Origin of the sequence: Ureaplasma diversum (genome assembly GCF_000941095.1) — a bacterium.
Lineage (GTDB): Bacteria > Bacillota_I > Bacilli_A > Mycoplasmatales > Mycoplasmoidaceae > Ureaplasma > Ureaplasma diversum.
This window is the reverse complement of sequence record NZ_CP009770.1, coordinates 361599-377029: the sequence shown is the minus strand read 5'-3', so window position 1 is coordinate 377029 and position 15431 is coordinate 361599. Positions and strand designations below refer to the sequence as shown.

Here is a 15431-nt window from a genome sequence, read left to right as displayed (position 1 = left end):
ATTTAATATTTTTTATATTTTTATTAATCAATAGATTTTTGATTATTTTGGTGAGATATGCAAAAACAAAAAAAATTTAAAACGAAGGTATTGTGATCAGTTGCTGCAAGTGTTTTAGCTCTTGGTAGTGTGAGTGCAGTTGCTGTTGCTTGTAATGATAGCAAGAAATTAGAAGTTAAAAACTTTTATGCTGCTCCAAGAGGAGAAACTACTCCAGAATATTTATCAGCTTACAACGCTTTAATTAATGATGGCGCTCGTTTCTTAGCTCTTTATGGTTTCTACCATGGCAACCACCTTGCTAAAGGGATGGAAGGAAATGGTTTAAGAAACAACACTGTAGCTGTTTATGTTGATGACAAGTTCTCTGGAAAAGAAAATGTTGACCGTGTTGCTTCAGTTCAATTTAGAGTTGACCACGCTGCTTTCTTAGCTGGAATTGCTGGTGCTTATCATTTAAATAGCAACCAAAAAACTTACTTAAGATCTGGTGTTACTGAATTAACATGAGCTGGAATTGTTGGTCTTCCATTCTCATCTACTTCAACATTCATTCAAGGTTTCAAATTAGGTGTTGCTTGAGCTAATGAAAAATTAAAGGACAAAGACATTGCTCAAAAAGATGACACTACTCCTAAAAAATGAAAAGAAGTTAAACAAGTATTTGCTGATTTATATGCTTCAGGTTCATTTAATGCTGATGAACCAAAAGCTGGACAAATAATGGATCAATTAATTAGTAAGAAGGCTAGCTTGGTGTTAATGGCTGCTGGTGGACAAGGTAATATTGCAATTAACAAAATTATCAATGCTTCACACCCAATGTCTTTAGTTGGTGTTGATACTGCTCAAGAAAAAGACAATTCATTCAACAAGGCTCGTTTAACTAATACTGATCTTAATAATGGTAAACCAGTTCTTTTCTCAATTGTTAAGCGTGTTGATATGGCTGGATATGCTGTAATGAATTCAGCTAAAGAAGGTAAACAAATCGAAAAAGACCTTAAGAAAGATGCTTACAAGTTAGGTACACATACACTAGCTAGTTTTGATGAATCTACATTTGTTAAAGGTAATGCTTTAGTTCAATTATCTGAAGCTGGTAGAGGGACACTTATTGAAGCTTATAAATTAGTTGATCCAAGTGTTACAGATTACAACAGTGTTGTTGCTAAAGTTAGCCAAGATGAAATCTTTAAGATTTTAGATATTGAAAAATCTGAAGCAGATTTAGACAGTTTACTTGACCACACAATGGAAAATGGTGCTAAAAAATATACAAAAGTTAAAGATGAACACAAAAACAAATCAGTTATCGAACTTCAAAAACTTTTAGGTGGAGATGTTTATGTGGATAAAGATGGAACTGTTTATCCATACCGTAACAACAAATCTTCATATTTAGGAGATAAGACAGCTGATACTGCTACATCTTCTACTAAGTTCAAAGAAGCATGAGATGCAGCTAAACCAGAAGACCGAGTTAAACTAATTAAAATGGCAATCGAACCAGCTGGTAGAATTAATGATAAGTCATTCCAACAAACTGGATACAACGCATTATATCAATTCTACAAAGAAAACGGTATAGACATACCTGAAATTAAATAGTTTTAAATTTGTGTTTATAATATTTAATAGATACTATAAACACATTTTTTTATTTATAAATAAAAGCGGTAAAAATATGCAAGATAATAAAAACAACCAAGAACATGAATATGCGATTGAAATGCATCAAATTACCAAAACCTTTCTTAACGGAACTGTAATCGCTAATAAAGATGTAAATTTAATGGTTAAAAAGAACGAAATTCATGCCATTATTGGTGAAAATGGAGCTGGTAAATCTACTTTAATGTCGATTTTATTTGGAATCTATAAACAAGATTCAGGAACAATTAAAATCAACGGAGATTTAGTTAACTTCTCATCTGCTAAAGATGCATCAAAAAGTGGAATTGGAATGGTTCACCAACACTTTAAATTAATTGACACTTTCTCAGTACTAGATAATGTAATCTTAGGATCTGAAGGGGTTGATTCTTTAAAATTCATTAAAAGAAATAAAATTGCTAAAGAATTAAAGCAAATTATTAATGATTACAACTTAAAGATTGATTTAAAAGCTAAGGTTTCAAGAATTACTGTTGGTCAACAACAAAAAACAGAAATTTTAAAATTATTGTATCGAAACATTGATATCTTAATCTTTGATGAACCAACTGCTGTTTTAAGTGATGATGAAATTAAATCATTTCTTGAAATGTTAAAAGACTTTAAAGCAGCTGGAAAAACAATCATTATTATTTCTCACAAGCTTAATGAAATTAAAGAAGTAGCTGATAGAGCTACAGTAATCAGACGTGGTGAATATATTGCTGATTTTGATGTTAAAGATAAAACAATATCTGAAATGGCAGAATTAATGGTTGGACGAAAATTAGTTGAAATCAAAAACAATACAAATACACCAATAGAAAACAAACCAATTTTAGAAGTTAATAACTTAGATATCACATCAATTCTAAAACGAGTTAGCACTAAATCAAAAACAAGCTCACACAATAGTGAACACAAAATCAACTTTAAAATTAATGCTGGTGAAGTGTTTGCAATTGCAGGGGTTGAAGGTAATGGACAAAGTGAATTAGCTCAAATGATCTCTGGTTTAATGAGTCTTAACAGTGGAGCTAGAATCATCCTTAATGATCAAGATGTAACTAAAAAAAGTATTAATGCACGATATCAAGCAGGTTTATCACATGTTCCTGAAGATAGACACAAGCACGGCTTAATCCTTGATGATACAATTGCTATGAACTCAGTATTACAAGAAGTTGATGATAAGAAATTTAGTTCATTAGGTTTTTTAAAACAAAATGAAATTAGTAAATATGCAATAGAAATCATTAAGAAGTATGATGTTAGAGGGACAACACGAGGAAATAATAATGCTCGTGGTTTATCAGGGGGAAACCAACAAAAGTTAATTATTGGTCGAGAAATCGAACGAGAACACAAATTAATTATGATGGTACAACCAACCCGAGGACTTGATTTAGGGGCAATTGAATTTATCCATAACCAAATCCTTAATGAGAAAAATAAAAATAACTCTGTTTTATTGATTTCATATGAATTAGATGAAATCTTAGCATTAGCTGATACAATTGCTGTAATGCAAGATGGTAAGTTCATTGATGTTGGTAGTAAAGATGTTATGACAAGACAAAGAATTGGTGAACTTATGGCAGGGGAGAAGAATGATGCTATCGTTTAAATCTAAATTGATGCTTGATAGTATAACCAAAAGTACACAACGTAAAAGCATCACAAAAAAAGTATTGTCTACGATTTTTGCAATTTTTGTAGCCATTATCGCTTCAACTATTCTAGTTGGAATCTTAAATTATGATACAAACGATTTCTTATATCGTTTGTTTACTCAATGAAAACTTTCACTTGAAATTTATTTAACTAAAGTAGCTGTCATTGGTATTGCTGCACTTTCGTTTATATTTGCTTTTAAAGCTGGTATCTTTAACATCGGGATTAGTGGACAGATGTTAGGGGCTGGAATGATTATGCTAGTTGTTGTTAAGAACATGGACTTAGCACAAATCAATATGCCTAACTGAGCTGGTCAGCTATTTCTTTTAGTAATTGCTTTAGTATCTGGAGCAATGTTTGCTTTATTAATTGGTTTATTGAAAGTTTTCTTAAAAATTAATGAAGTACTAAGTGCTATTTTATTAAACTGGATTATTTTCTTTGTAACACGATATGTTGTGTTTACAGCTCAAAACAAAATATATAATCCAAACCCTAATCAAATTGGACAAAGTTCAATTCAATTTTCTGATAATTATTCATTAACAAAATTAGGATCATTTGAAGGAGTAGGTGTAGGTGGAGAATCAACTACATTTACTTATGGATTTATCTTTGCTCTATTAATCTTTATTTCATTATCAGTTATTGTGTTTATTATTCTTAAATATACTGTTTTTGGACATAAGATCTTATCTGTTGGTAAATCATTCTCAGCTGCTCAGTATGCAGGTTATAAAACAAAACTAATTTCTTTATCAACATTTGCTATTTCTGGTGCTTTAGCTGGAGCATTAGCGATGGTTAACTATACAGCTACATCAAGTAATGCTATTACTATTTCTCAATCAAATGATATCTTACCATTACAAGGGTTTGATGGGATCGCAATTGGATTAATTGCTCAAACTCATCCATTAGCTACAATCCCAGTTTCATTCTTAATGGGATTATTACAACAATCAACTGAAAACTTAGGGGGAAGTTTCCCACAAGATATTTCAGGAATCATTATTTCATTTGTAATGTTAGGAGCTGCAATGTTTGTGCTCTTTGAAAGAATCTCACCAGTTTATTGAGCATACCAACTATTCTCTTCTTACAAAGCAAAAGATTTATATAAGGAATATGAAAATGTTTCTGCAGCTACTTTAGCTGAATATAAAGCTTTATATAATGAAAATAAAAAGAATTTAAATTTATACCACCAAAAACTTAAAAAACTATATCAACAACTTAAACAACATCCAAATCATATAAACTATCATTTAGCTGAACAAACTTATCAAAAAGCTTTAGTTGCTGTTAATCAGTTCTATAAAGACCAATTAGCTAAATACTATGAAGAATATTTAAATAAAACTACTTATCAGCTTGCTCAATTTAAAAAGCATATCTTAATTGAAGAAGCAAAACTAGTTTACTACCCTGAAATCGAAGCACAACGAAAGTTTAACGCTCATTTAAAACGAATTGAAAACAAGAGTGCTTTACACTTATCAAAATATAAAGATAAAATTTATGCTGAACAAGCATTATTACAAAAACTACAAGATCAACACTTAAGTCAATATGTAATGAACTTAGATGTTAACTATGAAGCTTTTAAACAATTTAAAGCTGAATTTGATCAAAAACCAGTTTGAGATCTAAATAATACTAAAGCATTCTTGGCTACACTTAAAGATAAAGATAATCGATTAATTATTGATCATATTGATGCATTAGAAACAAATGATGAAATTGCTTTAATTGCAACAAATAATCAATTAAATCAATATGTTAATAAAATCTTAGATCAAGAAGTAGAAGAAATTATTAGTTTAAATAAGATTAACAAAAAAGATCATAATCCTGAATTCACTAATACTATTGAACAATACTTTGCTAAAAAAGATAGAGTTTATAACCAAATTCTTAATAAGAGAAACAAATGTAGAAGTGCATATATTAATGAATTAGATAAATTTGCAAACGAAACTAATAATGTTGATAGTTTATTAAAGAAATATCAAAAACAACCAAGCTTAAACAAAATAGAAGCATTCTATAAAAAAGCAACAATTAGAGCTAATAAACTAAAACTAAATGAAAATGAAAAGAACTTAATAAACGAATGATTATTAGCTGCTAAAACAAACCAACTCAATAAACTAAATCCAGTAAGTAAGGAGTTTAATTAACAATGCCAACGTTATCATTAGTTAATGAATCCGCTTTATTTGCTGCGGTATTAATTCTAGGTTCACTAGCAGGTTATTTTAGTGAACGAGTAGGAATTGTAAACATCGGGATCGATGGTCAGATGATTTGTGGTGGATTCTTCTTTGCTTTATTTGCCACTATCATTTATAAATACATGGGAACAACCTATGATACTGAAAAAACCTTTATTGGTCCACTACTATTAGCTGGAGTGTGTACAATTCCAATTACGATGCTATTTGGGTTTTTAACAATTAAGTTAAAAACCAATCAAACAATTGCAGGAACTGCTATTAATTTACTTTCAACAGGAGTGTTTACTTTTTTAACAAACACTGTTGGACAACAAATTGATAATAAAACAACACTAACATCAGAATATAGTGGTTTATTAAGGATTGGTGATGGAACTACTGCTATTTATATTGGTAGTTTACTAATTCTAGCTGCTGTTATCATTATTGCTTCTGGTTTATATGTAATGATGAAGAAAACACCATTTGGATTAAGACTAACTGCTATTGGTGAAAACCCTAATGCAGCAGATGCCCAAGGGATTAATGTTTATAAATACCAATGAATTGCTTTAAGCTTTAGTGGGTTTTTAGCTGGACTTGCTGGGGGGATCTTTGTTTATTCAACCCAAGCTGGGTTTAGAGGAAGTGTAAATGGAGCTGGATTCTTAGCACTTGCGATCTTAATTGCAGGAACTTGAAGAATTCCTTTATTAATTTCTGTTTCTATTTGCTTTGCTATTATTACTAAAACAGTTAGCCAAGTCAATGCTAATATCATTCCACAAGAAGTTGGTAAATTATTACCATATCTAATTACTTTAGTTGCCATGGTTGCATTTAGTAAGTACTCGATTGCTCCTAAGAACCTGGGTATGGGCTTTGATAAATCGAAACGATAATATAAAAAATAGAACTACTCTGCTAATCAGAGTGGTTTTTGTTTGCTTATTATATTATTACATCAAGAATAATTGGTTTATTTGATTAAGATTAATCTATTTTATATCTTATTCTCAAAGCAGTTTTTAGAGATTATTCATTTTGTTATTTAAATTTAACTAAGGATAGTTTCTAAACAAGGGTTTTGACATTAGAGTTGCTAGGAAGAATATAAACAACTTTTATGTTAAGAAAGTTTATACAAAATATCTTTTTAAATTTATTACTGATTATTGATGAATCCTAGTTTAATAAAGATACTTTATTGTTTAAGGTGTAATATTTAAGTAATTATAGATAGTAATTCTGCATTTGAATCTAAAGCATTTTTGTAATCTATATTTAAAATCTTTTATTTGTAGATATAAAAAAACTCAAGTGCTATCAATAAATTTTACTTTAATGATATTGCACTTGAGTTTATTAATGGGAGTAAATTTAAGTATGTTTCTTAATACTTAAATTTGGTTTAATGTATACGAATTAATTATTTTATTCACTTTCTGTAGTTTTAGATAAATTAATAATAAGCGATTTTGATTTTAAATCAACATCAGCTAATGAATCTAAACCATCTTTGTCATATGTAACACTACTTAATCAAAGGTTTTCAAATTTTTGCCCTTTTAATTCAGATTCGTCAAATTCTAAATCTACTGGTTCAGTGTCTTTTACAACAACATCATTAGTAGCAATTGCAACTTTTCCCTTTCCATCTTTTGGATTTTTTTCAGTTAGTGTAACATAAGCAGTATAACCAATCGCTTCAGGTTCAAACTTAACTTTAAAAATGTATTTAGTTCCCTTTTTTTCAACCGTTGTTTCATTTTTTCCATTAGCAAAAGATAAGCTTGCTTGAATTTTAGGTGCAACTTCTTCATCGTCGCTAGAATCTTCGCCTAGACCTCTTCCGTGAGTGTGTCCGCCTCTTCTTGGTGGGTTTCCTAACGGAGGATTACTCGGTGTGTGTGTGTGTGTTTCAGTAGATGAACTAGAACCATTAGTACCACCACTAGAAGAAGAAGAAGAAGAAGAAGAAGAAGAAGAAGAAGAAGAAGAAGAAGAACTTTCATCACTTCTAGTATCTGAAGAACCAGTGTTAGATGAACTATCTCCTGATGAACCTGCAGTACCTTTTTTCTTCTTTAACGCATCTTCTAGCTCATCATTAACTTTTTGTATTCTTTTTTCAGCTCTATCTAAATTTCAATAAGGACCTTTAACATCTTTTTTCTCTTTTTTAGTTTTATCTTTTCAGAAATATTTGTATAAAGGTTCAACAATATCGTAATATTCTTTTTCGCCAAGTTTATCTTTATAGCTAGCCTCTAATGCATAAAGAGCTGACATTCAAGCTAATGCAACTGCTTCTTCATCAGTTTCTGGTTTTTCTCACTTATATGGGCTAAAAGGTTCTTTTGGATCAAAATCCCATTTTTCAAATCAGCTATATTTTGTTTCGCCAACTTTTCCTGTTAATCTAATTTTTAAGTCGTTGTAAATAAATGCTCTATCACTGTCAGTTTTAGTAAGAGGATAAAGGTGTTCTTTAGGGTTGAATGCACCTTTTCTAGTTTTTCTATTCTTCTTTTTCTTAGGTGTTGCAATACCAGTTCCACCAGTTTTACCAGCTTCTTTCCCACCATTTTGCCCAGCGTTTGGATCATCTCCTAAAACCCCAAAAARCCCCTTTTTTTTTTTTTTTGAAGCACGAAAAATTGAATTTAGAATTGCTCTATATTTCGCAAACCAAACTTTTAAAAAGGAATTTTCAACATAATTTTAACTATCAAAGGATTAAATCCTTTGATAGTTAAAATTATGTTGAAAATTCCTTTTTAAAAGTTTGGTTTGCGAAATATAGAGCAATTCTAAATTCAATTTTTCGTGCTTCAAAAAAAAAAAAAAAAAGGACTTTCTAGGTAAATGTTCCGGTTTAGTTAATTTTTAGAAAATGTGCTTTATTTTAAATATTTATTAAATAAATAAAAAATCACCACCTTTAAAGTAGTGATTGTTATTTTTATATTATTGGAAATCAGCGTGTTTGTCTAATAGATTTTTCTTATTTGGATCTCCATCAATCCAAATAGAGGCAATTCTATAGGTTGTTCCGTCCTTTTTCTCTTGTGGTTGGTTAGGTCAAACAACAAAAGTTACTTTACCTCCTTTTTCAGAAACTTTATATGTTTTTGTGTTTCCAGCTCCATTTGTGATATCTTCATAAAATAGATTTGTCCCTAAAACATCCAATCTAAATCCCAAAAATTTATCTTTGATTTTTTCATATGTTTCAGTATCTGTTGTTAATTGGAATGTAAAGTAACTTTGATATCCTTCTTTAGTATCTCTTGTTACTTTAAGATCTGTTAGTTGAGCAGTTGTTGCAATTTCTTTAGCTTCTTCTTGTTTTGCTTTTAGGTTTACTTCATTTTTAGCATTAGCTTCTTCAAAAACTTTATCTACTTCAGATAAATCAGAATTATCAGGAAGATCATCTATTTTTTTATTAAATGTTTCTTTTTCATCTTTTGATAAATTTGCAAGTTTCTTAATTTTATCTTTAATTTCAGTCTTTTTAGAAGCTAATGTTATTTCAGTTTTTCCAGCTTGATCACTGTTTTCATTCATTGATTTTGCTATATCATTAGTTTTTAATTCTTTAGAAGATAACTCATCACTTACTTTAAGATTAGTTGGTGATGTTGAATCTTCTGTATCATAAAGCATAAGTGATGATACTTTGTATTTAGTTCCTTCTTTTAGGTTTTGAAAAGTAAAAGTTGCTTTGTTAGAAGTAATCTTTGCTTCTGCAGTTGGTTTAGAAGCCTTTTCTCCTTCAGGTACAACTTCAGTTAATTCAATTTCTAAAAATTTATCATTAGCGTTTGTAACATTTAAAACTAATTCGTATTTATTCTCTTTTTTAGTTAAATTAGCATCGGTATCTAGACTAACTGAAACTGGTTTAGCTGTATCATCTTTATTTTCAGATCCGCCATTCATATTTTCTTTATTGTCTTGAGAACTAGAGCCAGGAGTTGTTGCGTTCCCTGATTGTTCTGTGGTTGATCCGCCACTTTGCGTTCCACCATTTTCTGCATTAGTTCCTGGAGAGTTTTGTTTATTTGGTTGTTCATGGGTTGTTCCCTTGTTTTGAGAACCATTACTTTCTCCATCGGTTCCAGTCTTTCCTTCTTTACTAGCACCTCCACCTACTTCTGGAGAACCTTGTTTACTTGATTCTGATCCATTTCCTGTATTAGGATCACTACCTTGCATCTTCTTATCTTCAGGCTTAGCTCCTAAATTTGGATTAGTCACTATAGGATCTTTTTGAGTTGTTCCTGTAGTAGTATTGTTTGAACCATTTGATGAATTTGTTGTTCCGCCAGTTTCAGAACCTTGTTTAGTACCAGTTGTAGTGCTTCCGTTTCCTTGATTTTTAGATTCAGTTCCACTAGTTTGTGGTTGTTCTACTTTCTTTTCAGTGGGTTTAGCTGGTTTCGCCTTTGTTGGTGCACAAGCTGCAACTACTCCAATAACACTAACCCCTGCCATAATCGCACCAACTGATAAAGCTAGTGCTTTTTTATTTTTGAATTTACTCATATATTAATAAATCCTTTGATAGTTAAAATTATGTTGAAAATTCCTTTTTAAAAGTTTGGATTGTGAAATATAGAGCAATTCTAAATTCAATTTTTCATGCTGCAAAAAAAAAAAAAAAGGACTTTCTAGGTAAATGTTCCGGTTATAGGTGTTTTAATAGATTAATAATTTTGTTTTGTTCTGAATAATTTGGTTTTAGTGTTTCATTAGAATGTAATTGTATAGAAACAAAAAACCAACATTTTCTGTCGGTTTTCATTATATTTTTAATATGTTCTAAAATGTTATTTAAATTTTGCTGATTTATCTAATAAGTTTGTTTTGTTAGGGTCATCAGGTAATCAAATTTTGCTAATAACATAAGTAGGTCCTTTAGGTTGTGGGAATGATGGTGATGTGTCAAAAGTCACCATATCACCATCAGCAGACACAAATTCTATTGGTCTTTGCGGTCATCCGTTTGTTAGATCTGTTTGATAAGCAGAACTACCCTCTTTATTAATTTCATAAGCTAGGTAACTATTTTTAATTTTTTCATATGTTGCTTTATCAGTTGTCAATCTAAATATAAAGAAGTTTTCATATCTAGGATCTGAATCTCTTCTTACTTCGAGTTTTGTAAGTACTCCCGCTTTAGCTATTTCTTTTGCTTTATTTTGTTTTATCTCTAAGTTTTTAGCATTCATAGCTTTAGCATCTTCAACAACTTTATCAACATTAGAAATCATTGATGAATCTACTATTTCGTCTATTTTTTTAGTGAATTCATCTTTTTCTTCTTTTGATAAATGAGCAAGTTGTTTAATCTCTTCTTTTGCTTTCGTCTTTTTAGTATTCAATGCTTCTAAAGCTTCTTTTTTAGTTTTTTCTTCTTTATCTTTTTGTTCAGCTCTATTAAATATTTCATCTAAGTCACTAAGTTTAGAATTATCATTGAACGCTTCAACTTCTTCGTTAAATGTCTTTCTATCATCTTCAGATAAATTAGTTAATTCAGAAATCTTTTGTTTAGTTTCAGTCTTTTTAGCAGCTAATTCTGCTTCTTTTTGGGCTTTTAGCTTTTCAGCATCTTCTTGTTCTTTTTTAGCAGAACCATCTTGTTCAGTTTTTCCACCGGCCTCAGAACCATCGTTTTCACCCTTGCCATTAGCAATAGAACCATCAGACGAATTAGAACCTACATTTGGTTTTTCACCGTCTTTTTTCATATCTTTATTAGGTGTTTCAGAACCTACATTATCTTTAGGTTTTTCTGTAGTGCCACCATTTGTTCCTGGTTGATTGTCTTTCATCTTTTCATCTTTTTGTTTTTCTGGTGAACTAGGATTAGTTACTTGTGGATTTTCTGGTGAAGTATTTGATGAACCACCTGATGGATTAGTTGAACCATTGTTTGAACCTTGGTCAGTTGGCGTTGATGGAGTATTGTTTTCTGAATCTTGTTTAGTACCATTTGTAGTACTTCCACTACCTTGCTTTGTAGATTCAGTTCCACTAGTTTGTGGTTGTTCTACTTTCTTTTCAGTGGGTTTAGCTGGTTTTGCCTTTGTTGGTGCACAAGCTGCAACTACTCCAATAACACTAACCCCTGCCATAATCGCACCAACCGCAAGAGTTAATGCTTTTTTATTTTTGAATTTACTCATATATTAATAAATCCTTTGATAGTTAAAATTATGTTGAAAATTCCTTTTTAAAAGTTTGGATTGTGAAATATAGAGCAATTCTAAATTCAATTTTTCGTGCTGCAAAAAAAAAAAAAAAAGGACTTTGTAGGCGGATGTTCCGGTTTCCGCTCTTTTAAGTACTTTTTTTAAATAAGAATAATTTCTTGGTTTTATGAATATATGAAAACTTAACAAATTGTTAAATTTTAAAGAAATTCTTGTTTGATTGATGTTTGAACTTATCGATTTGCAACAGGACTTCTGTTTGCATATACTAGCTTGTCAACAATAAAAGCTGATTTTGGTTCACGACTGTTTATTTCATTTATATTAATTGGTTTTTTCGTTTCAACTTGATTAATCCATTCTGGATCTTCATCAAATAATCAAGATTTAGCATCCTTAAAGTGTTTTCTAAAAGCTTGTTTGTATGAATAGACTTGATGAGGTGCTCCCCCATTAATTAAGTCATAAGCTGGTAAAATTAGCTGATCATTAATTCTAAATCCTTCAAAAATTAAAGGTTCAGCTAAAGAACCATCAAGTGGTCTAACCATTGCAAAATGAATTCCAATAATCTCTTTATTACCATTTAATACTACAGATCCAGAAGAACCTGATGTTAATGCACTATCTTTAAATGAGTACATAATATTAAAGTATTGATAATCATCTACAAACCCTGTTTGGTTTCTAAAGTTTAAGAAGTTATTTGTAATTGATCCATTAACAATTCCAGGAATAATTTGATTATATTTATTTAAGAAATAATTACCAAAAGCTTGATTAATTAATAATTTAGCTCCAGTACTAAAATCTTTAGTAGTTGTTGGTTTATTAATTGTTGGAATTCCACCAGCATAACCAAAAATATAAAAATCTGAACGATTAACTAATTGATCGATGCTATTAGTTAATAAGCTATATTTAGCAAATTTATGACGTTTGTTTTTGTATTTATAATAAAAGTCTCTTGTAATTATTCTTGCAGCTCTTTCATCATTAAATACAACTTTTAGAACAACAAAGTCTTTAGCATGATCTGGTAAATTAGATGGATTAGTTGGTTTTGTACTAGTATAACGATAATTAGCTAAGAAGTTTTTGTCTAAGAAATTTGTTGCTGTATAAACTATTGCAAATTCTTTAATTTTAGTAGCTATTAAGCTTCTGTTTAGATTTTGATCATAAGGTGCATTATCATTCTTTTGCCCCTTATCTAAATAAGGATTATAAACTAAATATAAGCCAGTTTTAGGGTGAGTTCTTCTACTAATATATGAAGAATCTGGTATTGTTGCTCCTTCTAACACTTCATTTTCTAAATAGTTAAATCGTGCAGCAACGTGCATATTAGTTGCAATAAAGAATGTAGTTGGATAACTATCTTTATCATTTGGTTGAATATAATCTAAAATTCAACCTGTTCCTTGTGTAGCACTTGTTTGTCCATTATCTCCAACCGCTTGATAATTTAATCCAACAGTCATATCATATGCTTGTTGATAAACTTCATTTTTAGGAATAAAGTATCGATAATACTGATTTAATTGATTTTCATTTTTAGGATATACATGATAATTTGGATTATCTACTCTTGTATCATGTTCTACTGCTTTAGTTAAATAAGCTTTGTTGTACTCTATTTTTTGATCATTATCTAAACTTAATGTTGTAAAACTAGTTTGTTTATCATTTAAATTATTAGTTTGATCTTTATTATATAAATTAGTAGATGATTGATTTAGTTTACTAATTAAATCAATTGATTGTAGTTTATAAACACTATTTTTAACTAAATTAGTTAATGTTGTTTTAATGAATGTTTGGTTGTTAATAGTACTTAAATTAATATTATTAAAACTAATAACTTGATTATTTTCATTAACTAATTTAATAGATGCTAAATAAGCATCAATATTTAATAAATTAGAAATATTTAAAGGAACTTTAAAATTAATACTTGTGTTTTGTGGTTCATAAAATTCTAATTGATCTAGACTTAAATTAACGTTTTTAATAAGATCATCTAAACTAAATACCTTATCAGTTAATTTAGAATTAGGTTTAGTACTAAAAGCTACTCTTTGATTGTTTGAGCTAAGCTTTCAAGCTTTTTTAAAAGTAAGTGAACTTGCTTTAGTATTATTTAAACTAAGAGTGAATTTAGCTTCAACTAGCTCATCTTTATAAGTTGGTTTAATTATTGTTGGGTTAGTAAATAATCTAGTTTTGTTTTCAGTTTCAAATTCTAAAACAACTGAAGTTTCATCTGAATTATTAACTAGATTTGATAAACTAGTTCTAAACACTAAATCTTTATTAGAATTAATACTTTCTAAATTAAGATCTTTAAGATAACTTGATGGATTAGTTCTACTACCTTTAATTTCAAAATCTGATTTTGAAGAATCATAAATAGTATTATCTGAACTATTGTTAATGTTTTGGATTAAATTAGCTGGTTTAGTTTTTAAATTAATCTTTAAGACTTTAAAATTAATTTGATTCTTAAGATCTTTAAGACTAACATTAAAAGCTACTAATCCATTATTATCTACTTTAAGAGTTGATGATAATGTTTGGTTATTATCTAATACTAAAACAACTTCTTGATTGTTTGTAAAACCTAGATCATCACTTTTTAAATTAATAGATAATTGGTCATTACTAAAATCATATCTATAATTTTTAACTGATGTAATAGATGGATCTACTTTAACTGAATTAAGTTTAAATTGATCAAGATTAATTAATGATCATTTAGATTCATCTTTAAGATCAGATTGATTAGTTAGTGCTAAAGTAGTTAGTTTAAAGTTACGATTTGTAATAAATGGTTTAAAACTAATCTTTATTTTGTTGTTTACATTATTTAGATCAACTAATTGATGATAAGTCTGTTCTAATTGATCATTAGTAGTATATCTAACTACTAAAGTATCATATTTAGTTTTATATGAATCATTAATTAATTCAACAGTAGTATTAATTTGTTTGTTTTCATAATTATGGCTAATACTTTTTAATAAATTTAAATGATTTAATGTTTTAAAACTAAATGAAGTACTAAATACTTGATCATTGATTTTGATTTGATTAATTTGATAAGATGTATTAGCTTCTAAATTGTTTAAATCTAAACTAAATGATTGATTATTAGTTTGTTTTATTTCTATTTGTTTAGATGCATTAGATACTGTGTTAGTAACTAATGCTTTAATTACATTATTAGAATTAGATAAATTTAAATCTTTAGCATTAACAATAATGTTTGCTTTATTGTTAGATAATTTATTAATATTAAATTGAAATGAAGCTTGGTTGTTCTGTTTTGGATTTGGATTAAAACAAGATGCTGAAACTAAAGCAACAACACCTAAACTAAGTGTTGTTGGAATTAATAACTTTTTAAACTTATTTCATCATTTTTTCATAATAACCAATTTCTTGTGCTTAACATTAAAAATTAAATAATAATACTTATTATTAATCATCCAATAAGAAGATGGTTAATAATTTAGTGTTTTATTATATAAAAATAAATTAATTTTTAATTGATTAAATGATGGTTTAATACATTAATGATTAAGAGATCATCAAACACTAATCTTGTTAATACTCATCAATAAATGGCTAATTTTGTTTCTATTATATT

9 protein-coding genes are annotated in these 15431 nt (G+C 28.9%); 4 read left to right on the top strand and 5 right to left on the bottom strand.

The genetic code is table 4. The annotated features are described in order from the left end of the window. Positions 1-57 precede the first annotated feature (57 nt). From JM47_RS01475 to JM47_RS01460, 4 genes are all read left to right on the top strand, one after another. A complete protein-coding gene (locus tag JM47_RS01475) occupies positions 58-1611 on the top strand; it encodes a BMP family ABC transporter substrate-binding protein (protein ID WP_208895207.1) in 1554 nt (517 codons plus the stop codon). Between the two features lie 76 nt (positions 1612-1687). Further along, entirely contained in the window at positions 1688-3283 is a 1596-nt protein-coding gene (locus JM47_RS01470) for an ABC transporter ATP-binding protein (protein WP_244870388.1), read from the top strand. After that, positions 3270-5516 carry an ABC transporter permease subunit gene (locus tag JM47_RS01465; protein WP_208895206.1) on the top strand — a complete coding sequence of 749 codons (2247 nt, stop codon included), beginning with the start codon at positions 3270-3272 and terminating at the stop codon, positions 5514-5516. The genes JM47_RS01470 and JM47_RS01465 overlap by 14 nt, the downstream gene beginning before the upstream one ends. 2 nt (positions 5517-5518) lie before the next feature. Continuing rightward, positions 5519-6454 carry an ABC transporter permease gene (locus JM47_RS01460; RefSeq protein ID WP_038103129.1) on the top strand — a complete coding sequence of 312 codons (936 nt, stop codon included), beginning with the start codon at positions 5519-5521 and terminating at the stop codon, positions 6452-6454. A 532-nt stretch (positions 6455-6986) separates the two neighbouring features. On the opposite strand, the gene JM47_RS01455 is transcribed toward JM47_RS01460, so the two are convergent. The 5 genes from JM47_RS01455 to JM47_RS01435 all read right to left on the bottom strand — a co-directional run bounded on the left by JM47_RS01455 (position 6987) and on the right by JM47_RS01435 (position 15210). Next, positions 6987-7844 carry a hypothetical protein gene (locus JM47_RS01455; protein ID WP_208895205.1) on the bottom strand — a complete coding sequence of 286 codons (858 nt, stop codon included), beginning with the start codon at positions 7842-7844 and terminating at the stop codon, positions 6987-6989. A 137-nt stretch (positions 7845-7981) separates the two neighbouring features. Beyond that, a complete protein-coding gene (locus JM47_RS01450) occupies positions 7982-8161 on the bottom strand; it encodes a hypothetical protein (RefSeq protein WP_208895204.1) in 180 nt (59 codons plus the stop codon). A gap of 361 nt (positions 8162-8522) precedes the next feature. After that, positions 8523-10106 (bottom strand): hypothetical protein, encoded by a 1584-nt coding sequence (locus JM47_RS01445; RefSeq protein WP_208895203.1) that lies wholly within the window; start codon positions 10104-10106, stop codon positions 8523-8525. A gap of 284 nt (positions 10107-10390) precedes the next feature. Then, the gene (locus tag JM47_RS01440; protein ID WP_208895202.1) at positions 10391-11752 is read right to left on the bottom strand and encodes a GA module-containing protein; all 1362 of its coding nucleotides are present in this window, start codon (positions 11750-11752) and stop codon (positions 10391-10393) included. Positions 11753-12012: 260 nt separating this feature from the next. Next, positions 12013-15210 (bottom strand): MIP family Ig-specific serine endopeptidase, encoded by a 3198-nt coding sequence (locus JM47_RS01435; RefSeq protein WP_208895201.1) that lies wholly within the window; start codon positions 15208-15210, stop codon positions 12013-12015. Positions 15211-15431 lie beyond the last annotated feature (221 nt).